This is a genomic window from Paenibacillus sp. 2TAF8 (assembly GCF_052114825.1).
Lineage (GTDB): Bacteria > Bacillota > Bacilli > Paenibacillales > Paenibacillaceae > Paenibacillus.
In genome coordinates, this window is record NZ_JBFRFN010000004.1 from 46,926 (window position 1) to 72,724 (window position 25,799).

Genomic DNA, 25,799 nt, shown 5'->3' on the forward strand with positions numbered 1-25,799 from the left:
GCTCTTCTTCCGATTTTCTACCGCTCTTCTACCCGGAGGCAAATTACCCTAGATAAGTCATCCGAATATCCACTACATTGTGCAAATTTATCTCCACACGCAGTTCCTCATGCTCATTGATCGCAATTAAGGTATTACCGTTGACACTTAACGTTTTGATCGGGTTGGTGTCCTCGAAAAAAATCCCCCATACCAAATTGTTTTCTGCATCGGTACAAGCAATGAAGCCTTCATTCCCCATTTGCCCATCCCCGCCAACAACCTTCCCACCTTGATAATCCACACTTGTCCACGCATCCACCATCGTCCAACAATCTGAATTGTACTTCACAATACTATCTATCGTCGTATCACACAGCGGAGAAACAGACAGGGTACGCCCATTGTTGTTAGGGTCGAAATATGTTCGGATATTTAAAATAATGACCGTTCCATCTGCAAAAGCAATGCAATTCATACCTGGCATCTCTTGCTGTTCGGCGGACCAATGTTGCATGATTAAGCTATTCATCACATGTTCCTTTCCTTTTTTAAAGCAACCGTAACTTACACCCGTATGGCTTCCAGCATTCAGCGTTTCGCTGCATCAAACTCCTGAAACGGCATGTCCGTATATCCCCCTGATTAATGCCTTCCACGAAGCCGAAGCACCAGAGCCGTAATCGCAACCGTGACAAGTGTCAGCAGTCCCGATGTACCTATTGCTGCACCAAGCAGCGCATAGCCAATGGCGTTCCAGTTTTCCATATTGATACTCATCACGATCACACCCGCTCCGCCAAGTAACGTCAGACACGGCAAAATGGACTGAATCCACGTCATCTGACGCCCCTGCGCCCGATACACGATCCATTCGATCAGCAGCTGTACCACCCACATCCCAAGCGTCCACAAAATAACAATATCCATAGAACTCTCTCCTTATGATTGGATATTCATATCGACCGCTACGGAGCAGTATTACGGTATAACCTCTCCATAGAGCATGAACTAGAATGATCGCTTTTTATCCATACCTATTCATAGCTTGGCACCTTATTTCAGCCAGTCTGCAAAAAAGTTCCGATACCCTTCCTTCATAATCGTTCTGGAAAAGGCACCGAATGCGTACTCGCGGTTGTCTTCCGATACACTGCGCGGCGCAGCCGCAGCCATGTTCACCAGTTCAAACCAGTTATCCTCGTTGCCAGCAAAGGCATGCGTGGATCTGATGTGACCGTAGCAGGCATGCTCGGGTTTCACGACCATTTTACCCATCGCCATCGCTTCCGTCAGCGGCATCGCAAACGTATCAAACGCCGAACAGCTCCAGTACACCTTGGCCGAGTTCATTAGCGTAAATATCTCATCCTGCGTAAGTGCAAACTTCAGCTTCACGTTACTTGGGATATCGTATTTCTTCATGCTCTCCTGGTAGCGCACACCGCCAAATACCATGTACACTTCTTTGTCCGGGTTCTGCCGGGCATATTCCAGCACAAGGTCGGGACGGCGGTTCGCCTCATCCCGCCCGATCCAGAGCACGCGGTTATGCACGACCTGACTCGGGTCATAATGGCGGTGCGCCAGCTCTTCGTTGAAGCCAATCGGAATGACGTTCACGTCATGCACGCCGAAATTGCGCCCCAGCTCTCTTTTCAAAAACTCGGTCTGCACAATCGCTTTATCCACCATTGTATAGAATGGCTTCATCATCTCATATCCCGTCAGTGCCGGGTCTGGGAAACTGTGTGGGAACAGAACACTTTTCGGTAAAAACATTTTTAAAAACGTAAATCCCGATACCGTATAGATCACATGCTCAATATTTTGGCTATGGATCTGATCCAGCACGATGTCATAATTCACCAGGTCACCCTTCTCATGCTCGTACCCGGGTATCCAGTCGTATCCACTAACATGACGCTCCGGCGAGATGAACACAACGTCCACGCCAAGCTCCAGCCCGATCTGCTTCAGTCGATCCGCGAACACCCGCGGCCCCTGAGCCTCCGTGAATTGAATTTTACGCATAACCAGTCCGATTTTACGCAAACTTTTCACCCCTTATATCCATATTGAACTTCAACCGTTTAAAGACTAATGCCCGTTCAAATGTTCCATGCACTGCTCCAGCGTAGCAGTTGTCTCGTGCCATTGATTGCGCAGCTGTTCCTGCGGCCACACACAGTCCGGATTCCGTAAATCGCCGTCGATCAGACGTAACATCCAGAGCGAGAATACCATCCCATAAGCATCGTACCACTTTGCAAAAGAACCCCGTTCAACCTGCACGCCAAGGCTCTCCAGCTTGTCCAGATACACCTTCATCACACGCGCCCGAAGCCCCGGCGTCATCGGTCGAGGAAAGAGCGGATGCGACAAGTCCAGCAGATGGTATACGTCCCACAGCGGCGTATTCAAGTGGGCATGTTCCCAGTCCAGAATGACCAACCTGCCTTCTACCTCGGCTACGTTGCCGGGATGCAAATCACCATGACACAGTACTTGCGGAAGCTTATCCTCTGCCGTGAGGATCAGCATGGTCAGTCTGTCCCAGTCCGCTGCAGACAACGTCAGATGCAGTTCGCTTAGAAGTCCATCCGTTGCTGACGGGTACTGGCGCAACTCATACAGCATATCCCGAATGGGCGGCTTATGCCCGACTCGCGGTAGTTCTTGCCACGGTGCAACGGGCAGTGCATGCCAAGCTGCCATATGTGCGGCAACATTCAATATCGTCGATTCGCACAAGTGATGCTCCAGCTGTCCCATGTCCTCGTAGATCATCCAGCTCTGCGAAGGAGCCGCCGCTTGATCCGAAGCCGCAATGAGCTGCGGATATACGGGTGGCAATTGTGCCATCACATGCTCGTACATCCAGCGTTCCCGTCCATGCTGTGCAGGATTCGTCAGCGGTTTGAAAATATAAGTCTGACCGGATTGAGCAGTGAACCGTTCCACATGCCTGCCGTTCAACCCTTGATAGAGTATCTGCCGGCCTGAAGTCTGCTGCTCATCTAATATTCCTTCGGGTGTCACCCAGCACTCTGGATATATGATGCCCTCCGTATCATTCACCTGTTGCATGTCTCTAGAGTTTTCCATGGGCTTCATGTCTTCGGATTGCTTTGTGTTCTGAATACTCTTCGTGTTCTCTATCTTCTCTCTGCTCTTCACAGCCTCACCCTCCCTTCTGTTCACACCGTTCCGCACAGGATTTCTATTCATCATACGTTGCAGGTGAATGGCCTGCAAGTGGTGTTTCTTACTGGAAGCAGTGGTGAATCATAAGTGCATTTATCCCATGGCGGCAATATGACTGCGATTTTCTACCCGTGCAATCCGCTCCTTTCCGATCCCTCTGTAGACAATGATATAATGGAACGAGAGATTATAAAGATGCGATACTTGGTCACTAACCAATAGTAGTTAGAACATATGCACCATATATGGACATCCACACCGCAACATTTGTCATGAACAGTAGCGCGCATAGATCCAACCTGAACATGCAATTAGGAGGAACAACCATGAGCATTGTACTGATGCCTGAAAAAGTAGATTTCCGCATCTCCACAACCGATCTGAAGGCTATATATACTGAATCGGGTGGTGTCACTTTACGTATAGATGTACAAACACGTGAGGATGTGCCTCTCGATCAGTACCAAGAAGCAGAATTCACTTTCAGCACTGTTGCTGAATTGCGATGCGTAACACTCAACTTCTTCGAATTACATGCAGGTCAGGTTGAAGGAATTCCTCTCGCCGAGGATACTCTTCACTTCTGGGAGACAAATGGTTATCATCCCGATCCTGGCTTTTATCAGGTGATGAATTCTCCCATTTTAGACAAAAAAAGAGCGTTCTTCGATCCCCGGAACCGGCTTGATCTGAAACATTACCTTGTCGCCGGGTATGACAGCTATGTAGAGGTGATTGCATCATCCTATCAGGTGCAGAAGTAGCTTAGGAGTTAAAGGCAGCGTTCAACAAGACAAATACCCTAAATGAATCAGTCGCTTTAGGGTGAGTTCTTGTTAACTTATTTGTTTATCAAAAACATAACTGCTTTCATACTTGGGCAAACGCTATACACTATTTTCCAATGTCAATCCATTCTGTTTGAGTTGCAACTCGGCCGAATAAGAACAAGAAATATATCTAATTTCTTTCTTCAAAAACTTTCATTTTCTCTATATTAATTCTGTCCTTTTCTTCTTCCGGCATATGGCCCAAATATTTACTTTCCCAATATTCTAATCTTTCTGAAGGACCAAAATTAGACTCTCCCCACTTTGTGTAATCGTATATTATACTTAGTTTCCCCTCAGATGTGAGCTTCATAGTTATTGAAAACCAAGGATCTTGTCCATTATCTAAAAAGAGATTTTTCAAATCATTTGTTGCTTCAAACAATTTATTGTCTAGTTGATCATATTCGTCTAAATTAACATTGTATCTATCGGGAATTTCAAGAGAATAAATATATTCACTTTCATTTTCAGGTTTAAAGAAAAAGAAAACTCCTCCTTCTCCATTTTCTACTTCTCCATTAAAGTAAAAGTTCTGCCACTGCACTGGTATCATTCGATCTATGATTTCTGCAATATTGCTATAGAACTCATTCATCTTTTTTTCCATTGATTATCCTCCGTCTTTATCTAAAATTCAGTAACTGGCCTGTTGTTACCAATCTGATAGATGATTTTGAAGACACGTAACCAGCAAAAACCTGAGAATCTGTGAACTCAACACTAACGTTGTACTCTTTCTTAAAATATTCTAATCCTATAGGGGTAGCTTTCTTGACGATATTTATTATTTTCACGTGATATGTAATTGTGCAGCCACCAACTAATAAAATACAAGATCTAATACTATGAATAGCGCTCTTAGTTTACGATTCATTTCATATCCCATCTCCTTGTGACAAATTTATTTCTAAGGGAATATTCTATTTTATAGTATATAGAAGAATCATTGGTAGATATTGTTTTTTTCATAATAATACTTATTTTCAAACTTTCTTATGAGCGAGAGATTACCTAAGAAAAATCTAAAATAGATATCGGAACAATAGAATATTTTCAAGAGAAAGAAAAAAACAGAGGCCCCTTATCATCATCAAAAATGAGAGGGGCCTCTTACATTAGCAACTTCATTGAAGATTGCATTGGAAGTTGCATTAAATCTGATCTGAATTGACATTCTATTCGAATACAATCCGGCCTGACGGATGCTCTGGCAGAATGGAGGATGCGAGCTGCCGGACAGCAGGCTGATCCGACTCCAAGATGGTATCCGTGGCAGCCCCGGTATAGACCAGCCTTCCCTGATCCATCACCGCGATGCTGTCGCAGATCGTCAGTGCGGCGCGGATGTCATGCGTGATAAACAGATAGGACAGCCCGTACGTCGCTCGCAACTCTGCCAGTAAGGACAGGATTTGAGTCTGATGTACCATATCCAGACTGCTGATCGATTCATCCAGCACGATTAACTTCGGCTTAAGGGCAATGGCTCTGGCGATATTGACCCGTTGCAATTGCCCTCCGCTGAACTGATGCGGAAGCTTGCTGGCATCCTGCGGTGCAAGCCCGACCTGCACGAGTAACTGTTCAATGGTGCGCTGTTGTTCCTTCGCAGACAGGCGCTCATAATTGTCCAGCGGCTCTCCAATAATCTGCGCTGCCGTCATCATTGGGTTCACGGCGGAGTAACAGTCTTGGAAAACGACTTGCAAGTCACGACGTAGCCCTTTAAGCACCTTTTTATCCGCTCGATAGATATCCTGGCCTTGGAATAGAACCTGACCTTGGCTTGGTCTCTCCAGCCCCAAAATGATTTTACCCAAGGTGCTTTTGCCTGCTCCGCTCGTTCCAAGCAATCCAAGGCAAACACCTTGTTCAATCGTAAGTGAAACATCCGCCAGCACAGGAGGGCGTGATTCCGAGCGCTCCAGGCAACTCCGCTTGCCATAGCTATGACTTACTTCATGTACTTGTAACATCCGGTTCTTCGCCACCTTCCTTGTTGAGACCCAACTCATCCAGATCAATTCAACTCCAAACCTATCATGTCTTCAGCTCTAACAAGTCCCTGCACGATAAGAACGTTTTAACCGCTGGAGCTTGTGACAACATGCCACGGTCTACTTCTTTAGTAACTAAAAGACCACTTCTAGTGAGCAAGTGACAACTTCGGCCTAGCATTGAGCAGCATCCGAGTATACTCATGCTGCGGATGATCAAACAATTGATACACATCTGCCTGCTCGATGATCCGCCCCTTCTGCATAACCGCCACTTCGTCTGCCATCTGTGAGATAACACCTAGATCATGCGAGATGAGCAAAATAGACGTACCGTGCTCCTTGCGAAGCCGATCCAATTCCCGGAGCACATTCAACTGATTCACGACATCCAGTGCTGTTGTAGGCTCATCTGCTATAACCAAAGCAGGCCGCAGACACATGGATACGGCAATCATCACTCGTTGCAACATGCCTCCGCTCAGCTGGAACGGATAACGTTTCATCAGCTTTGCCGGGTCTGGAAGTTTCATATCAGCCAGCGCGGCAATCGCCTGTTCCCGCGCCTCTGCTTTGGACATCTTCGTATGAGTTCGCAGCGTTTCAATGAATTGAGAGCCGATCGTATACACCGGGGTAAAAGCATTCATCGGATTCTGCATAATAAATCCGATATCCTTGCCGCGTATGCGCCGCATCTCCTCTTGGGATAAGTTACTGAGCTCCATTCCGTTCAGACGAACACTGCCTGACGATTCCATCCTGCGCGGATGAAGCAAGCGCAGCAGCGCATTACACGTCACCGTTTTGCCGCAGCCACTCTCACCAACCAGGCCGAAGACCTGCCCCTTTTTCAAATTAAACTGAACAGGTTCCAGTAACGGGACGGCTCCCTTCGCTGTCTTGAGCTTAACCTCTAGATCACGCACTTCAAGTACAATCGCCGCATCGTCCATCGTCACATTCCCCCCTTGTCCAGTTTATTTTTTGGAAATACCGTAACGATCAGATAAAGCTTCTCCCAAAATGTTAAACGTCATTACCACCAGCAGAATGGCTACACCTGGATAGATCATCAGCTCCGGATGACTGCGAATATATCCTGTCCCTTCATGAATCATCGCTCCCCACTCCGCATTAGGCGGCTGAATGCCAAGTCCGAGGAAGGATAGCGCCGAGATATCCATAATCGCCCAGCCCATCTCCAGTGTACCCATTACCACGATGGGGCGCTGTACATTGGGAATGATATGTTTACGAATGATCGTCCAGGTGGAGGAACCACTAATTCGAGCGGCTGCGATAAAGTTCCGTTCCTTCAAGCTAACCACCATGTTTCGGCATATACGCGCATAATGCACCCACTGTACCATCATGAGCGCCAGCAGAATCTGCATCAGACCTGGACCGAAGATCCCGACGATGCCCAGCACCAGAACCAGCTGTGGAAATGCCAATATGCCTTCACATAAACGCATCAGTACATTGTCAATCCAGCCGCCCAGATAACCGGAGATCGACCCAACGATAAGCCCGATTACCAAAGACGACAGGAAGATCATCGTTGCAAATCCAATCGAAATCCGTGCTCCATAAAGAAGTCTGGAGAGATTGTCCCTGCCCAGATGATCTGTGCCGAGCCAGTGATCGGCAGATCGGTCCTTTAGCTTCTGCAACAGGTTAACTTTGACCGGATCATGCGGTGCGATCCATGGAGCCATTAATGCCAGAATGAAGAAAAGCAGTATAATCGCAGCGCAAATCCAAATTATTTTTTTCCCTCGAAATATCGTTCGCCATCGGTTCATCAATGCTCTGCCCGTCCTTTCGCCGAAATCCGCGGGTCCATATACAGCTGTACCAGATCAACGATCAGATTACACACGATGAACAGACATGCCGAAATAAAGACATAACATTGGATCACGGGAATATCTCGGTTGAAGATGGCTTCTACAAAATAACGCCCGAAACCCGGCCACGAAAAGACCTGTTCTACAATAATTGTTCCTGTTAACAGCCTGCCCATAGTCATGCCCATTCCTGTAATAAACGGGGTGATGGCAATCTTGAGTACATGTTTCAGCATAATAACCCGTTCACGAATGCCGCGGGTTCTGGCGTACTGCACATACGCCTCCTGCAATTGTTCCAGCACACTGGTACGCAACATGCGGGTGTATAGCGCAATCATCACCATAGAAAGCGTAAGCGTAGGCAGCACCAGATTCTCCCAAGAGCCGCGCCCTTCGACGGGAAGCCAGTCCAGTTTCACGGCAAAGAAGAAAATGAGCAGATACCCGAGCCAGAACTGCGGAATGGAAGCACCAAAATAAGAGATGGCCCGGCTGACCATGTCAATCCAGCTATTTTTGTATACCGCCGCCAAAATCCCCAGAGGGATACTCACCAGTGCAGAGAATAAAATGCTCCACAAGGCCAGTTCTGCTGTAGCTGGGAACTTATCTTTGACCTCATCGATCACTGGTTTATTCGTGAGATACGAGGTACCAAAGTCCAGCTGGGCTATTCTCTTCAACGTATCCACATACTGAGTAAGCAAAGGTCGATCCAGACCGAATTCATGCCGCTTCTCCGCCAGCAATTCGGGTGTTGGATAGATATGCGCTGCGGTTAGATACGCCTCGGCTGGATCAACTGGTGAAATATGAATCAGCCCAAAAGTCACAAGTGTAGCGATAAAAACGATAGGAATGATCGCGATCATTCGTTTACCTATATAGCCGATCACCAAACTTTCCTCCCCTTTTACCATGCCACACAAGCTCTTGTTGCCTGATGTGTTACGTGTTCATTACTACGTTTTTAACGTTCATCAACTATGATTATGGATTGCTTAACTGCATCCCCACAAACGGATTCTCATCCCGATTGGCCGGGAAGACAAATTTAGAAATTTTCTTCTGATATACGGCCGTTTTCTTCACATAAGAGATCGGTACAATCGCCGACTGCTCCTGCAAAGTCGTCAGGATGGATGTATACAGTTCCTGACGTTTCTTCTCGTCTGTAGAAGACAGTGCTGCATGCACCTGCTCGTCCAGTTCCTTTTTCATCGGCAAAGCAGTAAGTGTCTCGGAGATTCCGAATCCCGGGCTTGCTACGACGTTAATGAAGGAATGCGGATCGTATGGTGCCCCGTAATTGTACCAGAAGTAAAGATCGAAATCATTGGCTTTCAGACGTTTAATCTGTACCGTTAGTTCAAGTCCGGTAAGGTTTACTTTAACCCCCAGCTCGCTCCATTCAGCCTGAATGGTTTCGCCCATCGCTTTCTGAATCGGATCGGTTTTATCAAAAATCAATTCGAATTCCAGCTTCTGTCCATCCTTCTCACGCACGGTTCCGCCTGCTGGCAGCTTCCAGCCTGCTTCATCCAGCAATGCTTTGGATTGCTCCACGTTATATTCAATCGGTTTCAGATCCACATTGGTATATGGATAGTTTTTGGACAATGCGGTATCAGCAGGTTCTTCCAGACCCGACGTGACGCCTTCCACCATCGCTTTTTTGTTGAAGCCCTGTTGAAGTGCCTTCCGCACTCTCACATCAGACAACTTCGGATTCGAAGAGTTAAGTAGCAGGTCACGAGTACCTACAGGATCAGACAGTTCGCTTACATATTTATCGTTCTCACGAAGCTGCTGGAATGCATCCAGACTGATCATACCTTCACCGTAAATCAGATCCAGATCACCTTTTTCAAAAGCAAGCACACGTGTCTCTGCATCAGGGATAATTTTGACCGTAATCTGATCGAACGCAGGTGCCGTTCCCCAGTAATTCGGGTTACGCTTGAAGACAGCGTACTCATCCTGCTTATAATCAGCCAGCATCCACGGGCCCGTACCTACCGGTACTTTGATGCCTTTGGATGTATCCCCATCATCCGGGAATCCAGCCGCACCTAGGAAACGGAACGGACGAACAACAGACAAATCTTGAAGTACAGGATAATACGGCTCGGTAAGTGTCATGCGGAACGTATGGTCATCTACGACCTCTGTCTTGCCCAGCACGCCGATAATGCCCAGCCAGCTATGTGTTTTTTTATTTATCATAATGGAGTCAAAATTCTTTTTCACAATTTCAGCATTAAAAGGCGTTCCATCGGAGAATTTCACCCCTTGGCGCAACTTGAATGTATATACTTTGCCATCATCGGAGATGGTCCATGATTCGGCAAGGGCAGGTTCCAGTTTGCCATCCTTCTGGTAACTCACCAGCGGCTCATAGATCATGGATTGGGCAAACAATTGGGACGGATTGTACGTATGTGGATTCATCGTGCCGATATCCCGTGGCCATGACATCGTAATCGACTTCGCTGAAGCCGCCTGATCTCCTGAAGCTGAAGAAGATGCCGAACTGTTCTCTTTATTACTGCAACCCGCGATGATCAACACCAACAGCAGTGTAGTTATCATTATAAGGGTAGAGCGCTTACGTTGTTGCACTGACATAGATATAAACCCCTTTTCTCTCTTCTCTCATTCTTTACCTGACCATTACCATGATAATGATTCTCATATTCATTAAGAATATGAAGTAGCCTCCCTTTTGTCAACAAAAATCGACATAATATGTATGCCCATTAAATAACCAAAAAAGCCCTCCCCATAAGAGGAGAGGCTTTATTAGGTGAATATATGCATATTTACTGCATATTCTCTTTATAATTCATCTTCACATACACCTGCTGCTGTCTTACGTATAAAATTCAGTTCTACCCGTTGCAGAGACTCATTATAGTTTGCCTTCCTCGCGGTCGCCAGCGATCACTTCATCCGTTTCCTTGACATAGTTCACGATCTCTTGGGCCGTTGTGTAGGCCACACCTACATAGGTATCAGCTGCACCGTAATAAATGGCAATTCGTCCAGTATCGGCATCGTGCAGGGTTGCGCATGGGAAGACAACATTATCAACGAAGCCCTGCTCCTCATACCATTCCTCTGGCGTCAGTACAAAATTGGATGAACGATACTTCACTTTGGACGGCTCGTCCAGATCGAGAATGACCGCCCCCATACTGTACACAAAACCGTTGCACGTTCCAGTTACGCCATGGTAGAACATCAGCCAGCCTTCAGACGTCTCGATCGGAGCTGGGCCACCGCCAATTTTCACAGATTGCCACCAGCCTTGGCCGCCTTTGCTCATGACATGACGATGTTTGCCCCAATACACCAGATCCGGGCTTTCGCTTAGAAAAATGTCTCCAAACGGGGTATGCCCGCTGTCGCTTGGTCTGGACAGCATCACGTAGTTATCGTTGATTTTGCGTGGAAACAAGACGCCATTGCGGTTGAAGGGCAGCATCGGATTCTCAAGACGGACAAACGTTTTGAAATCCTCCGTCTTGGCAAGGCCCAGGGCCGCACCGTAAAAATCGGTACACCAGATAATGTAATAGGTATCCTCCACTTTGACCAGACGCGGATCGTATGCGTAGTTCGGCATAAACGGTTTGCCTTGTTCGTCCACAAAAGCAATGCGCTCTTCTTCGATTGTCCAAGACAATCCATCTTCACTGGAACCCATGTGCAGGTGTGGACGGCCATTGATCGTCTCTGCGCGGAATACACCAATGAATTTCCCCTCATAAGGAACAACTGCACTGTTGAAAATACGCGCAACCCCTTTCACCGGATTACGCGGTACAACTGGATTGAATGAGTGTCTCCACACTGGACCTTCCGTTCCTTCCGGTTTATTCTCCCACGGCATGTTTGGCAAAGCATCCCCAATAATGTGTACCTTTTTCGTTTCTGTAACTGTCATATTTCTTTTCCCCCTTTAATTGAATGATTTCAAGGAATTTTTTCATGCAATCATTTCACGGAGCCTTGCGCAAAGCCGTTATAGATGTATTTCTGAAGCAGCAGGAAAATAATCATCGTTGGAATAATCGCAATCATAATCCCTGCGCTGATGACCTCCCATTGTGATCCGAAGGGGCCCTTAAACTTGAACAGGGCAGTGGATATCACCTGTAGATCGGTTTTGGGCATGTATAGGAACGGCGTGTAGAAATCGTTGTAGATGTTTACGCCTTTGACGATAATGACCGTAACAATTGCCGGTTTCAGCAAAGGTAAAATAATTTTCCAATAGATCGTGAAGTACGAGGCACCGTCCAGCATGGCCGATTCATCGAGTGCACTGGAGATTGAACCAAGGAATTGTAGGAAGATGTACACCGCGATAATATCGGTTCCCAAATACATAACGATGGCGGCCCATCGTGTGTTGAATAGGTCGAGTGCGTTAATAATCTGGAAGGTCGCAACTTGTGTGGTTACACTCGGAATCAGGGTAGCGAGCAGGAATGCGGCAACCATGATTTTTTTACCTTTGAATTTGAAGCGGTCCAGAACATACGCAATCATAGAGCCCGTTAACGTTGCACCCACGATGGAGATAATCAGAATAATAATGGTGTTTTTGAAACCGACAAGCATGTTGCCATCAACAAATGCCTTCGTATAGTTCGCAAAATGAAACCAGTCGGCTGGCGGGGCAAGTGGACTGCTTGTGGCATATTCGGCATTGGTCTTCAGGGACGCAAACAGGATCACCACGATGGGCAAAAGTGCAATGAACGCGGCCAGAATCAGAGATGCGTATTTCATTACGCTTGCGATGGTCGTTTTGAATGGGTTCACGTTCATTCCTCTCCTTTCATGCTGACACGCTGCACAAGCGTCACAAGAATAACGATCAGAAGCAGCACAACAGCCATGGCTGATGCGAGTCCCAGTTTGCCGTATTTAAATGCCAAGTGAACCGTCTGAATAACAAAGGTCATACTGCCGTTGGAACCGTCGGTCATAATATATGGAATATCGAACGCACTGATGGCGCCGCTTATGGCCAAGATCAGATTGAGCTGCAGGATACGGGTAATACTCGGCAAAATAATATGGCGGAATTGCTGCCAGCGGTTGGCACCATCAATATCGGAAGCTTCATATACATCCTTCGGAATGGAAGAAATCGCACCGAGGAAGATAATGAAGTTGAAGCCCATGTATCTCCAGACCGATGCACCCGCGAGAGATACGTTAATAATATTCGGGTTACCTAGCCAGAGCTGGGTGTACTGTCCCAGTCCGATCGCCTGCATCAGTGTATCGAGCGTCCCGTCCGGTTTGAAGAAAAAAAGGAAGATGAACCCGATGGCCACGCCATTCAGCAGGTAAGGAAAGAACAGGATGCCTTTGAAGAAATTTTTGCCCCGGATTTTGAAACTCAGAATTGTAGCGAAATAAAGAGCCAGACCCATCTGTACAAAAGTGGCAACGAAATAATACAAACTCACAATGAACACTTTGAAGTATTCCGGATCACTAAAAATCCGCGTGTAATTCTCCAATCCGACATAGTCGAACCTTTTACTATATCCATTCCAGTCGGTAAAGCTGTATTTGAACATATTAATGACAGGCAAATAAGCAAACGTGAACAACAGTGCCAGCGGAATTATTGAGAAGGCACAGATAATAAATATGCGTTGTGCTGAGTAACTCCAGTTTGAAAGTCTTACGTATTTCATGCTCCCCACACCTCCCAGCGGTTCAGCCGCCTTGGTTCATAATCGCTTCGTATCGCTCCGCGGATGTAACCACAGGGCGGGCCAAGTAAATACATGTTGAACAGGTTATCGCCTTAGTCATTCCACTAATGGCTTAAATACTCTGCGAACCTGGCCCTAAAACCCGACAGCTACCGACACCGCATTCCATCTGCTCACATCTGCTGTATGAACGCTCGTTTTATCTATTATTTCGTGACTTCTGCACGCGCTTTAATCCATTTATCGTTCAGGTCTTTCATGATGTCATCGTACGATTCGCTTCGGTTACCGATAGCTGCTTCAATAATGCGTTTCTTGAAGTCAGGCTGCCAGAGACCAATCTCGCCTTCGTTATCGATTTTGTCCATCCATCCTTCTTGCCCCTCTTTAGCCGGAGTTAAAGTAGAGAATTTTACATCTTTGTACTGATCCAGAATCGGTGGCAGCTCTGCGCTCTTGTCTGCACTCATGCCTCCACCCTGCTCAACCGCATAGTTGGATTTCGCCAGGAACCAGTCGATCCATGCCTTCGCTGCAGGTTTGTTCTCGCTGTTCACATTCATGCCGATGTTGTAGTCCGCGGACAGCGGTACGATGATATCACTAGCAGTGGTCGGGAATGGCAAGAAACCGATATTGTCCGGTGTATCTGTCATACCTTGAATCTGTGTGATCGCCCAAGATCCGAGAGCCATCGTTGCAATTTTGCCTTTCGCCAGATCCGCCTTGGAGCTCTCCCAGTCTGTAGTCGTTGGATCCTTCTCGATCAGGCCATTCTTGGCTGTGTCATAGAGCACCTTGTATAGCTCGTAGTGCGGCTGCCCTGGCACAAAGTTGTCATCCGTGTTTGGTTGATCTACGTTGACATAATCCACACTCCCTGCAACTGTCGGCAAATCTGCCTCCCATTGAGTAAGTGCCCAGCCGGATGCGTAGTTGGTGTAGAGCGGAATAGCATCTGTGTTGTCTTTCACCTTCTGAAGCGCTGCATGGAATTGCTCTGGTGTCTTCGGCAGTTCGTTGATACCTGCATCTTTGAACACTTGTTTGTTATAAATGATGCCGGAGAACGTAATAACGGTTGGAATTCCATATACCTGACCTTCCACCATACGCTCTTCAATGGCGGTATATTTGTCTTTCAGCTCATCGTACGTACCGAGTGGCTCGAAAAAGTCCGGGATATCGGCGATCGGAACACTTGTTGGAATCATAAGTACATCGCCGTAGTCTTTGGTGCTCATCCGAATTTTCACTTGCCCCTCATAATCAGCCAAGGCCTGGAAATTCACTTTAACGTCCGGATACTCTTTGTTGAACTCGGCCGCATAGTTCTTGAATACGGTATCAACAATATCTGTACGTTGCGTCAAAACCGTAATTTCCCCCTTGATATCTGCAGGATCTTTGCTAATCTCCTCTCCCGACTGCGAAGACCCTCCTCCTGATGAACATGCAGCAAGCAGCGAAGTGATGAGCAGCATCGTCAGCAGCAACATCCAGCCTTTATTTTTTTGCATTTGTTCCGACCCCTCTCAACATTTAATTAGGTTATCGTTAAGGTTACAAAACAGATTCTATTATGGCAACGCTTACCTGTCAATAATTTTATTCTATTACAACATCCATATATTAAGACATATTTCGTTGACAAGTACATTTTATAGAACTAATATTACTCCATAAAGTTAACGATAACTTAATCAATCGTAATTATGTACTGTCGAAGGAGCACTCTGAATGACTCAAAAGTTGGTTCAGCTTAAATCTGAAATCGCGGAGCATTGGAAAACAAAGATTTTGCCGTTTTGGGCTAATCTGAAAGACACAGACCATGGCGGATTCTTTGGCTGGGTTGGCAATGATTTGCTCGTTAACCGGTACGCGCCCAAAGGTGGGATTGCTACAGCACGGCAACTCTGGTCTTTTGCCGCAGCCTACCGGGTGACCGGAGAGGAAATCTGGCAGGATCATGCTGACCATGCCTATCGTTTTCTCACTGAACACCTGGTGGACAGGGAGCATGGAGGGATGTACTGGATGGTGGAAGCCACTGGTGAACCGCTGGATATGAGCAAACATGTATATACCCAGGCTTTTGGCGTATATGCGCTAAGTGAGTACTATCGTGCAACCGATAACACTTCTGCACTGGAACTTGCGAAAACGATTTTTTCACTGATTGAGAGCAAAGGCCTTAACGCGGAACTACCTGCTTACAATGAGCAATTTGATCGGTACTGGAACGAACAGCCTAATGAAATGCTGAGTGAAAACGGGGTCATCGCGGATTACACGATGAACACCCATATCCATGTGCTTGAAGCTTACACCACCCTTTACAGGGTGTGGCCGAACCCTGAAGTAAAAGCAGCGCTTGAACGCCTGCTCGGGATTCTGTATGAACGGGTATATGACAAGAACACGAAGTTCCTCGGGGTATTTTTCAACCAAAAGTGGGAGTCCATCATTGATCTGCGCTCGTTTGGACATGACATCGAGGCCAGCTGGCTGATCGACGACGCCCTCAAGATCCTGGGGCTTGAACATCACCCGCAATATGCAGCCATGGTCACGGATATCGCCTACAACATACTGAATTCCGCTGTGCAAGCGGATGGTTCACTAATGAATGAGCAGGAAGGCCACCATGTGGATACCATGCGCATCTGGTGGGTTCAAGCGGAAGCGATGGTTGGTCTCTATAACGCCTATCAACGCACCGGTGATGCCGTGTTTCTGGAACAGGTCGAAAGACTGTGGAGTTATACAAAGGATCATATTGTTGATCTCCGCGCAGGCGGTGAATGGCACTGGGCCGTTGATGAAAAGGGTATACCCGATCAGCACGAAGTCGCCGGTCCTTGGAAATGCCCGTACCATAACAGCCGGTTTTGCATTGAACTCATGGAGAGGATGGGATAAGCATGATACACCCAAAATATACATCGTTACTGGAACAGCAGGAGCAGCTTTTGTCACGTAAAAATGAGGTGGATTCCTCCTTCTACAATGGCGTATACCAGCGTTATCGTTATCCGGTTATTACACGCCATCATGTGCCGCTGCACTGGAGATTTGATCTGAACGAGACCACAAATCCGTATTTCATGGAGCGTCTGGGCATTAATGCCACACTTAACCCGGGAGCCATTTATTTTAAAGGCAAATACATTATGGTTGTACGCACGGAAGGACTGGATCGAAAATCCATCTTTGCACTCGCCGAAAGTGACAACGGTGTTGACGGATTCCGCTTCATCGGCAAACCGCTCATCTGGGACGACATTGATGCAGAGGAAACGAATCAATATGACATGCGTCTGGTTCAGCATGAGGACGGCTGGATCTATGGCATCTATTGTTCGGAACGCAAAGACCCGGAAGCTCCTGCCTTCGACACCTCCAGTGCTGTTGCACAGGCGGGACTGGTTCGCACGCGCGATCTGATCGGTTGGGAACGTCTCCCTAACGTGACAACGAACTCCCCGCAACAGCGGAATGTGGTGTTGCACCCCGAGTTTGTCGATGGTAAATATGCTTTCTACACGCGTCCGCAGGATGGCTTCATCTCTACAGGCAGCGGTGGTGGTATTGCCTTCGGTCTGTGCGAGGATATCCTGAATCCCGTTATTCATGAAGAGATTGTTATAGATGAAAGGAAATACCATACGGTTTATGAAGCCAAAAACGGTCAGGGTCCTGCTCCGCTCAAAACAGACCGCGGCTGGATTCATATTGCCCACGGGGTACGAAATACCGCAGCTGGTCTTCGGTATGTGTTGTACACTTTCGCAACCGCTCTGAACGATCCGGCACGTATCATTGCCAAGCCGGGCGGCCATTTCATCGCCCCTTATGATGATGAACGTGTGGGCGATGTATCCAATGTCATTTTTTGCAACGGTGCTGTAGTCAATGAAAAGGATGAGGTGTTTATCTACTATGCATCCAGTGATACACGCTGCCATGTCGCTACAACCACGCTGAGTCAACTGGTCGATTACACGTTTAATACTCCAGCTGATCCTTATCGTTCTCTGGACTGTGCCAGCCAGCGTGGCAACCTGATTGAGCAGAACGAACGTTTATTGCAAAAGCAATGAAATTAACATTGGGAGATCAGCCTTAATCCCCTTTCGGGCTTGGCAAAAATTAGTGATGCGATGCCTGGAATGGCTTTATTCCAGGTTGTTAACGAGGTATACTAATATGGATTGTTGTTATGTTTGGAAGAAAGCAGTCATCATAGATGCAGCACATTGTATCTAAACCGGCTTGAAGGAGGCGACCAAAGCTGAAAAACAATATCACCATGCGGGATATCGCCGACAAGCTCGGGGTCAGCAGTGTGACCGTCTCGAAAGCGTTAAATGACAAAGATGGTGTCAGTGGCGAATTAAAGGAAAAGATTAAACAACTTGCCGTCCAGATGGGTTATCGGTATAACGCCACAGCCCGTTCAATGAAGGAAGGCTTAACCCATAATATCGGCGTAATTATCCCGGAGCGGTTCACCGGGCCTACGCAATCGTTCTATGTACGCGTGTTCCAACGCATCACTAAACATCTGGAGGATCAGGGGTACTTCGGCATTCTCCATATTTTGAACAGTGAGGACGAAGAAGAGCTAGCCCTGCCCAAGCTGTACAGTGACAGCAAGGTGGACGGCTTCATTGTGCTCGGTCAGATCAGCAAAGAATATATTGAACTGGTGCAGTCGATGGATGTTCCAAAGATGTTCCTCGACTTCTACGATGAGCATTCCGATATCGATTCCGTGGTGACCGATAACTTCTATGCCGCGTATGAGTTAACGAACTATCTGATTCAGCAGGGGCACCGCAGCATTGCTTATGTCGGTAATCTCTATTCGACCAGTAGCATTCAGGATCGATTCCTCGGTTATTACAAATCCCTGCTGGAACATCGGCTACCTATGAATCCAGATCTCATCCTGAATGATCGGGACGAACGGGGAACCTTTATCGAGATTGACCTGCCCGCACAGCTGCCAACCGCATTTGTCTGCAACTGTGATCAAGTCGCTCATCTGCTCGTGCAGAAGCTGACTTCGCTGGGTATTCAAGTGCCAGCTCAATGCTCTGTCGTTGGTTTCGACAATGATATCTACGCCATGTTGTCTGAACCCAAGCTCACCACGGTTGAGGTGGATATCGAGCAGATGGCACGCACAGCTGTTCAATCCATGCTCAAAAAGATCGATAATCCTAATCGCAGCTTCGGTCGTGTTCATGTGAAGGGCAATATTATCTATCGCGACTCGGTGAATGTCGCACCGGAATCAAAAAACCAATTGACGACTTAATGGAGTAAGTAAAATTTAAAAACAAGCGGCTCCCACAACCTTGTTGTGGAGCCGCTTGTTTTTTTCGTGCATCTGGTCTTTTGGTGTACTGTATAGCTTAATTAGTAGCTTGTTTTCAGCCAGTTGTCTTTAGACCAGGTTAGTTTGCCTGCACCTGCACCATTGGAACTTGTCAGCCGTGCATTCAGCGTAGACGGATCATCCGTCTGATAACTGTATGGCAGGGAAGTAAAGCTATTCCACGAGAACGGTATGATCACGGCTGGAACAGGTGCCAGCGGGCTACCCGCTGTGTCACTGTTGCCACGGAAAGAGCTTCCATCCAGAGAGTAGATCGTATCTAGCACGCTGATTTTACCTGTATAGGTCGAATCCGCAGGGTTAGTTTGATTGTTGCGTACAGGATACTGCACATCCTTGATTACTGATTTTTCAACCAGTACAGCGCCGCTCTCGGTCGAGATGGCACCATTGCTGGTGATACCGAATTTGTAACCTTTGGAAGCGATGGCTGTTGCCATAGCAGCAGTAATACGCGCTTGGGCTGAACGTGCATCGGTCGCATCCATGATGATGTTATACGCATGAGCATTACCGCCGCGCAGACGTGGCATGCGATCCTGAATGTCTTTGTACAGGTTATGATGCAGTGTAATGGACAGGTTAGCATTAGTGGACTCTAGACTGGTCGCACCGACGAGATGTCCTTTTTTCTGCGGTCCGGCGATAGCAATGACATCTTCCTTGCTTAGACCCACCGCACTGCTGCGCAGGTAGTTGTACATCGGATAGGAAGCTTTGTTTGCTTCCAACTCGTTAATCTGACGGGTGACCCAGCTGTTCGCGCTGCCGTCATCTCCTTTGAAGGTGGACCACGAGATGGTCACACCACGGGTTCCTTTTTTCGAATCGACAAGTCCGTCATAGGCTTTGTTAAACGTGCAGTGATCAATCCATACGCCGCTACTATCCTCAAGGGTAATGTAATCCCAATCGTTTTTGTCATAATCCCCTTTGGTGGATTCATCCCATTCCCACAGCTCATCGAACTCTAAGTTGCGAATAATCACATTGGAGCTTCGCTTCACCGTGATGGCAGCGTGTTTGATCTTGGAGCCGTTGGCTGAAAATAGGGTCAGTCCATTGAAGCCATCTACCGTAATTTTGCTGACTCCCGTCTGCTTCAATACAGGATGTGTCAGGGCATCGTTATGCTTGGCAAAAGGTGAAGTCTGCGCCGCGCTTGGAATCTCGTTCCATCCTAAATCGAGGTCGTTCATAATTTCAACGACTTTGACACCGGAGTTCTTCTTCAGAGCCAGCGCCAGGTCGGTGGCATTATACACTTTTTTATACGTGGACGTGTTTGACTCATTGATGATTCCTCCGCCCGTATTGCCTTGGGAGAAACCGGTCAGATTGTAATCTGCATTGTCCGCTGCCTGCACACTCACAGGTCCGGATAATAGTGTGAACCCTAGCGTAAGAGCCAGAGCCGTGCTGCATAAACTTCGTACTGTTTTTTTCATCGAATTGATTCCTCCCGAAAGTATAATGATGAATTTGAATTTGCCTGTCTGCCCTATGCACCATGTTCATGTCGCAAGTGACATATTTACAATGTAAGTTTTGAAATCGATTACAACAATAATCCTGATTTCACATTTCTGTGATCATGGCGGACGGGAGGCAAATTGTACCCGAAACAACCTGGCATCGTATGAGGTCAACCTGTAAAACGGGAATTGTAGGGGGAAGGCATTTATAAAGTGATTAACACGTGTGTGGAAAAAATGAAATTAAAAAAGACAGGACTGCATCTAGTGCAGACCTGCCCGATTTTACTTTTTGATGGAACGTGTCCAGAAACCGCCATGGAACTGTTTGGGCTCAACGGTAATGACAAAAGCTTTGGGATCGAGAGCCAGAATGGTCTGGTAGAGCAGCTTCTGGTTTTTGCGTTTCGCCAAAATCTCCATGACCAGCCGATCTCCGTCTCGTCCGCTGCCGACCCACGAGGTTACACCGTACCCTCTATCGCGCAAAGCATTTGCCAGCCCTCCGTCCATCTGGTTGCAAATCACTTTTACGGTAATGTAACCAAGTGCAATCTTTTCCTCAATCCATGCACCGAGCAGTACCCCCAGCCCGTATCCCACGGCGTATACGATGAGGGCTTCTGGCTGTTTCAAATAGTTAAGCACCAGATTCAAGCCCAGCACATAGATCACAATCTCACCCATACTGATCAGGGCAGCGATGTATTTCTGTCCTTTGAGCGTTAAGATCATGCGAAGGGTGTAGGCCGAAACATATACAATCTGAATTAAAAAGATAAATATCAATATTTTAAGCAATGGCTATCCCTCTTTCCCAGCCTTTTACAGTAAGTAAAACAGGCTCTCTGTTACATGCTGCATGGCGAGTTTTTTCGAATATATAGATTGAACTATTCATTTTATACAATCATTACATACATCTCATCCCAATCCTCTATCTCCATCATTGGACGTTATGCCCTCTTCCTAAACGGCTTGATGTAAATTTTCTGGCATCGATCTGGTCCGTTTGTGCCGGAATTGCCATTATAAAACCGTTTGAACCGATGTTCAACCCGGCGAAGGTCGCAGGGGCGTAAAAGCCAAGGTGTGAATATGCTGTATTAACCACACTGGATGTAGGGTAAGCCCTTATCCTTATGGAGCAATCGAGAGTCCGATTCGGGGGTAAGATACGAGCGGGATGCAGGTCTCATCGGGAACCGGAATACCTTACGTGTGCATTACCGGTTTAACATCAAAGGAGGAGTGTACCATGCAGATATGGCAGGAAATAGAGCGGGAAGGCATGGAAGAGCTTGTTTTTTGCTACGATTCCTCCAGCGGACTTAAAGCAATCATAGCGATTCATAATACTTCTCTGGGCCCGGCTTTGGGTGGATGTCGATGCTGGACCTATACATCTCAAGAAGAAGCAATCCAGGACGCGGTGAAGTTGGCCAAAGGCATGACTTACAAAAATGCCATGGCAGGCCTTCCTTATGGCGGGGGCAAAGCAGTCGTCTGGGACGTGACTGGCCCATCGGAGCGGACAGAAGCGATGAAGGAAAAACGGGAAGGCAGCGCGCTGGTGGACCCCGTGAAGAAAGGTACACTTAGCAAGACACTGGCGGGTACTGCGAAGGGGGATACGCTTGGCGCAGGGCTGGCAGACTCTGCGAAAAGTGATACGCTTGGCGCAGGGCTGGCAGACTCTGCGAAGGGTGATACGCTTGGTGCGGGACTGGCAGACCCAGCGAAGGGTGATACGCTTGGCGCAGGACTGGCAGACTCTGCGAAGGGTGATACGCTTGGCGCAGGACTGGCAGACTCTGCGAAGGGTGAAGATTTGCGTGCGTTGCGCTTCCGGGCATTAGGTCGCTGTCTGGAGAGACTAAACGGCCGCTTCGTGACAGGTCTGGATCTAGGCACTACGGCGGCAGACATGGACCAGATCCGGGTGGAGACGGCATATGTGACGGATACCACAGGTTCGCTTGGCGCACAGGATGACTTCACTGCCGACATGACGGCCTACGGCGTGTACACCGGCATTGTCACCTCTCTGCACCATCAGGGCGCAGCCGATCTGCAGGGCATTCCCGTTGCCGTCCAGGGACTGGGCAAGGTCGGGTATGCCCTGTGCCGTTACCTGCATGCAGCCGGGGCACGGCTGATCGTGGCAGACGTTGTACAGGAACGTGTACAACGTGCCCTTGTGCAGTTCAGCGGCGCCATTTCGGCCGATCCGGCCCATATTCACGGCGCTGACTGCAGGGTGTTCGCCCCCTGTGCCCTAGGGGGCGTGTTGACCCCGGCGACCGTGGAGGAGCTTCGCTGCTCCATTGTCGCCGGGGCGGCCAACAACCAGCTGAGTGAACGTCAGCTGGTTGTTGGCCGCATGCAGGCGCGCGGCATCCTGTACGCGCCTGACTACGTGCTGAGCGCAGGCGGCATTATCAGCACCGCCTGCGAACTGCAGGGCGCCGGGCCTGACCTGATTCGCCAAAAGGTGGCGGGGATTGCCACAACCCTCAGCAAGGTATACGCAGAAGCTGCGCGAAATGGAATCTCCACTGCAGATGCTGCAGATCATCTGGCTGAGGCTATTCTGCGATCTGGCCAGGCAGATGAGCCCCAATAAATGTGGTTGAAGCAGCTATGTTTTGCAATGATTGGGCTAGTACTGTTTCAATCTTTTTCATTCGGAGCCTTGCATAACTCTTTATTCTAAAAGTTCCTCACCTACATCCACATTTACATTTACGCCTAATTTACTTGTCGCAACACTCTAACGATCTCAGGAGAGCTTATTTGGCCCATTTCGCATGTTTTCCCAAGCTAACGATCACCAGAGACGCTATTTTGCAAAAATCGGCTCTTCTTCGGACTAAAACACCCTCTTGTGCAGAAATAAGGTTCCTGGTGATCGTTAGAATTCATGAGAGCCACTTTTCGTCCAAATAAGCTCATCTGAGATCGTTAGAATACAAACTCACTTTGAGTTACTTACTCTGGTTACCTCTCTCTATCTGCTGCACTTGAGTTACTTATACCGGATTACCTATCCCTATCTACTTTGCCGAAATTACTTACTCGGGTTACTATCCTATCTACTCCACTTTCTTTGGCTTCTAGTGCACTGTGGGTTACTTATTGCACTTGGTCCATCTTACTTCAGTCATTGTCACTTTTCAGTTCATTCACTTCATTTTGAACTCCCCTCTACCCTACTCCACCTCTTCGCATCTTTCCCTGGCTGACCACCCTTATGATAAAACAAAGCCCCGCGTGCTGGTAATTACAAGTTGCACACGGAGCTAAATTAAAAGTTTACATACATCATTCAAGAGTAGAGGTACTACATAGAGATATCACATTGTACTTTTTGCATTAAGTTATTACATAGAGTTATTACATAGTACTTACTGCATAAAGTTATTACGTAGACTTATTGCATAGTATTTACCGCATAGAGTTACTACGTAGACTTATTAAACAGTGTTATCAAATAGAGTTACTACATAGAATGAGTTTTAAATAGACATAGATACTTACTGCATAGACTTACTGCAAAAGTTTACACTTGAGTCAATCCCAGATCATCCAATTAAAACTCTGGACATGTTCCCAAGATGCTTTTTAACTCAAACCACCGCAGACGACTTGACCACTGGTTTCTTCACCCGATACAACAGCTTCCATAACAGCACATTCGCCAAAATCAAGATCACACCGTACATCCAGACACCTCCGGAGAAGGAGCGGAAGAAGACATGAGCACCCCACAGTAAAGCGAATACAGGTAAAGCAGCGAAAATGTACCAGCCGTCACTTTGCTGGGCCACACTGAACGATTGGGAGAACGGCGGCTTTTGCAGCATAAACTTGCCGGATACCGGGATTAGCGCCGTAGCTGTGAGCAGAATAACCGCAACATCTGGCAAAATTCGAAGTCCAAATGTCCATGTGAACACAATCACATTCAACAGAAATACGGGTATAAATATGTTGCTTAGAAACGCCTTCAGGGCGCCTCGATATAATACATTTTCATTCACCATCGGCGCCACACGAAAGATCCATGAAGCCTTGTACTGGCCAGAATATTTCAGCATGATTACGGTGGTTACCAAAAGAACCAGCATAATGTATAAGGTGTACATAAATGAACTTTGTCTGAACTCCGTCCAGCTCAATGATTGTAGAGCCGTATACCAGAAAATATAAGGCATTACTAACGAAAAACCTAGCGTAGGGTATACTTTAAGCTTGAATTCCCGCTCATTGCGCATCATGCTGGCTGAGAGGCGAAAGCAGGCTTGTTCTTCGGTAGAACGACTGAACAGCTTGGCAACCAAGCGATCCCATTTTCCACGGCGGCGACTCGATGTCTGGCCGGAATGAGCCATTTTTTCTAAATACAGCTCGAAGGATGGCATAAGCTTCACATATACGATCAGGCATATCACCGGAACAACAACAGCAAGCGCTGTCAACGTGTAGATCCACAGCCCGCCACGACCTGCGAATAACCAATCGTATGCAGCAGCATACCATAGCGGAGGTAACAGCAGTTGCCACCATTCCGGCGTAAAAGCTACTTTAAAATCAATAATATCGAAGGAACGAACGACAAACTGATATCCAATTGCAATCCCCACCGAAAGCAGAATTTGCACCATATTGATCATGTCTTTCAGCTTCTCCCCATCCAGAAACTTCATCATGAAGAGATAGATGAGGGATGTGGTCACCAGGATCAGCATGCTAATCAGAATAATCTGAAACAGAAAGAGTAGGAAGAAACCAATCCCGTGCGTAACCAACCCGGCAATGAGCGGCGCAGCCGTCACCGAACCCGTCAATAGCACCAGATAGACCCCTGCATGAATAGCTCGGGCCATTCCCACGGTTCGAGCGTTGACCGGTTTCGTCAATATAATGTTGCGATCCCGGATGTCCAGAAGCACGGATGAAAAATCCGAAATCATCGACGTCATAATCATAAACATCAGCACGCCAAACAGAATGCCCATCTGAAGCATGAATTGTCCTGTATTCCAGACGACAAAGGGAACCATGATTGCTCCCATCAGGGCATACAGCCAGAGGGAACGAACATACTGGTTACCTTCTTTGCTTTCCTTGCTCTTGGTTCTGGTTGACATAATCGTGGGTACTCTGCGCTGATCCATCTGAAATTTCACCCGTAAAATAAGGCGAAGCACATCATAATCAGCACCCGTCTTGGCGATAATAGGCCGAAAACGATCCAGAATTTTGAGCGTACGAAAATCGGAGGGTTCCGCCATA

Annotated in this window: 22 protein-coding genes; 5 read left to right on the plus strand and 17 right to left on the minus strand. The window is 47.4% G+C overall.

Annotation, left to right across the window (positions count from 1 at the left end; translation table 11 throughout):
* Nucleotides 1–43: 43 nt before the first annotated feature.
* The 4 genes from AB4Z30_RS07520 to AB4Z30_RS07535 form a co-directional block, all read right to left on the minus strand.
* A complete protein-coding gene (locus tag AB4Z30_RS07520) occupies nt 44–511 on the minus strand; it encodes a hypothetical protein (RefSeq protein ID WP_441925352.1) in 468 nt (155 codons plus the stop codon).
* 113 nt (nt 512–624) lie between these two features.
* On the minus strand, nt 625–909 hold the full coding sequence (locus tag AB4Z30_RS07525; RefSeq protein WP_441924870.1) for a hypothetical protein: 285 nt from the start codon (nt 907–909) through the stop codon (nt 625–627).
* Nucleotides 910–1,035: 126 nt separating this feature from the next.
* Entirely contained in the window at nt 1,036–2,034 is a 999-nt protein-coding gene (locus tag AB4Z30_RS07530; protein WP_441924872.1) for a glycosyltransferase, read from the minus strand.
* A 45-nt stretch (nt 2,035–2,079) separates the two neighbouring features.
* On the minus strand, nt 2,080–3,159 hold the full coding sequence (locus tag AB4Z30_RS07535) for a phosphotransferase family protein (RefSeq protein ID WP_441924874.1): 1,080 nt from the start codon (nt 3,157–3,159) through the stop codon (nt 2,080–2,082).
* Nucleotides 3,160–3,512: 353 nt separating this feature from the next.
* On the opposite strand from AB4Z30_RS07535, the gene AB4Z30_RS07540 reads away from it, so the two are divergent.
* Nucleotides 3,513–3,950 carry a hypothetical protein gene (locus tag AB4Z30_RS07540; RefSeq protein WP_441924876.1) on the plus strand — a complete coding sequence of 146 codons (438 nt, stop codon included), beginning with the start codon at nt 3,513–3,515 and terminating at the stop codon, nt 3,948–3,950.
* 196 nt (nt 3,951–4,146) lie between these two features.
* Here the strand turns inward: AB4Z30_RS07540 and AB4Z30_RS07545 are convergent, their stop codons facing one another.
* The 10 genes from AB4Z30_RS07545 to AB4Z30_RS07590 all read right to left on the minus strand — a co-directional run bounded on the left by AB4Z30_RS07545 (nt 4,147) and on the right by AB4Z30_RS07590 (nt 15,136).
* Nucleotides 4,147–4,626, minus strand: coding sequence for an immunity protein YezG family protein (locus tag AB4Z30_RS07545; RefSeq protein ID WP_441924878.1), 480 nt, complete (start codon nt 4,624–4,626; stop codon nt 4,147–4,149).
* 568 nt (nt 4,627–5,194) lie between these two features.
* Nucleotides 5,195–5,995 (minus strand): nickel import ATP-binding protein NikE, encoded by an 801-nt coding sequence (gene nikE, locus AB4Z30_RS07550; protein WP_441924880.1) that lies wholly within the window; start codon nt 5,993–5,995, stop codon nt 5,195–5,197.
* Between the two features lie 170 nt (nt 5,996–6,165).
* Nucleotides 6,166–6,972, minus strand: coding sequence for a nickel import ATP-binding protein NikD (gene nikD, locus AB4Z30_RS07555; protein ID WP_441924882.1), 807 nt, complete (start codon nt 6,970–6,972; stop codon nt 6,166–6,168).
* Nucleotides 6,973–6,996: 24 nt separating this feature from the next.
* Complete coding sequence (nikC, locus tag AB4Z30_RS07560) at nt 6,997–7,824, minus strand: nickel ABC transporter permease subunit NikC (protein ID WP_441924884.1); 828 nt, start codon at nt 7,822–7,824, stop codon at nt 6,997–6,999.
* Nucleotides 7,824–8,768 (minus strand): nickel ABC transporter permease subunit NikB, encoded by a 945-nt coding sequence (nikB, locus tag AB4Z30_RS07565; RefSeq protein ID WP_441924886.1) that lies wholly within the window; start codon nt 8,766–8,768, stop codon nt 7,824–7,826. Before nikB ends, nikC begins: the two co-directional genes overlap by 1 nt.
* A gap of 94 nt (nt 8,769–8,862) precedes the next feature.
* Nucleotides 8,863–10,500, minus strand: a complete 1,638-nt coding sequence (gene nikA / locus AB4Z30_RS07570; protein ID WP_441924888.1) for a nickel ABC transporter substrate-binding protein — start codon at nt 10,498–10,500, stop codon at nt 8,863–8,865.
* A gap of 283 nt (nt 10,501–10,783) precedes the next feature.
* Nucleotides 10,784–11,821: a glycoside hydrolase family 130 protein gene (locus tag AB4Z30_RS07575; RefSeq protein WP_441924890.1), complete on the minus strand. Its 1,038-nt coding sequence runs from the start codon at nt 11,819–11,821 to the stop codon at nt 10,784–10,786.
* A 50-nt stretch (nt 11,822–11,871) separates the two neighbouring features.
* On the minus strand, nt 11,872–12,672 hold the full coding sequence (locus tag AB4Z30_RS07580; protein ID WP_441925354.1) for a carbohydrate ABC transporter permease: 801 nt from the start codon (nt 12,670–12,672) through the stop codon (nt 11,872–11,874).
* 35 nt (nt 12,673–12,707) lie between these two features.
* A complete protein-coding gene (locus AB4Z30_RS07585) occupies nt 12,708–13,595 on the minus strand; it encodes a carbohydrate ABC transporter permease (protein ID WP_441924892.1) in 888 nt (295 codons plus the stop codon).
* A gap of 227 nt (nt 13,596–13,822) precedes the next feature.
* A complete protein-coding gene (locus tag AB4Z30_RS07590; RefSeq protein WP_441924894.1) occupies nt 13,823–15,136 on the minus strand; it encodes an ABC transporter substrate-binding protein in 1,314 nt (437 codons plus the stop codon).
* A 220-nt stretch (nt 15,137–15,356) separates the two neighbouring features.
* Between AB4Z30_RS07590 and AB4Z30_RS07595 the strand changes: the two genes are divergently transcribed.
* The 3 genes from AB4Z30_RS07595 (at nt 15,357) to AB4Z30_RS07605 (ending at nt 18,945) form a co-directional block, all read left to right on the plus strand.
* A complete protein-coding gene (locus AB4Z30_RS07595; protein WP_441924896.1) occupies nt 15,357–16,541 on the plus strand; it encodes an AGE family epimerase/isomerase in 1,185 nt (394 codons plus the stop codon).
* A 2-nt stretch (nt 16,542–16,543) separates the two neighbouring features.
* On the plus strand, nt 16,544–17,722 hold the full coding sequence (locus tag AB4Z30_RS07600) for a glycoside hydrolase family 130 protein (protein ID WP_441924898.1): 1,179 nt from the start codon (nt 16,544–16,546) through the stop codon (nt 17,720–17,722).
* A 245-nt stretch (nt 17,723–17,967) separates the two neighbouring features.
* On the plus strand, nt 17,968–18,945 hold the full coding sequence (locus tag AB4Z30_RS07605; RefSeq protein WP_441924900.1) for a substrate-binding domain-containing protein: 978 nt from the start codon (nt 17,968–17,970) through the stop codon (nt 18,943–18,945).
* A 101-nt stretch (nt 18,946–19,046) separates the two neighbouring features.
* Here the strand turns inward: AB4Z30_RS07605 and AB4Z30_RS07610 are convergent, their stop codons facing one another.
* Nucleotides 19,047–20,474 (minus strand): pectate lyase family protein, encoded by a 1,428-nt coding sequence (locus tag AB4Z30_RS07610; RefSeq protein WP_441924902.1) that lies wholly within the window; start codon nt 20,472–20,474, stop codon nt 19,047–19,049.
* Between the two features lie 312 nt (nt 20,475–20,786).
* Nucleotides 20,787–21,302 carry a DUF2179 domain-containing protein gene (locus tag AB4Z30_RS07615; RefSeq protein ID WP_441924904.1) on the minus strand — a complete coding sequence of 172 codons (516 nt, stop codon included), beginning with the start codon at nt 21,300–21,302 and terminating at the stop codon, nt 20,787–20,789.
* Nucleotides 21,303–21,759: 457 nt separating this feature from the next.
* Here AB4Z30_RS07615 and AB4Z30_RS07620 point away from each other — a divergent pair, with 457 nt between their 5' ends.
* Entirely contained in the window at nt 21,760–23,127 is a 1,368-nt protein-coding gene (locus AB4Z30_RS07620) for a Glu/Leu/Phe/Val dehydrogenase dimerization domain-containing protein (RefSeq protein ID WP_441924906.1), read from the plus strand.
* A gap of 1,003 nt (nt 23,128–24,130) precedes the next feature.
* Here AB4Z30_RS07620 and AB4Z30_RS07625 read toward each other — a convergent pair.
* Nucleotides 24,131–25,798, minus strand: coding sequence for a hypothetical protein (locus tag AB4Z30_RS07625; RefSeq protein WP_441924908.1), 1,668 nt, complete (start codon nt 25,796–25,798; stop codon nt 24,131–24,133).
* Nucleotide 25,799: the final 1 nt, after the last annotated feature.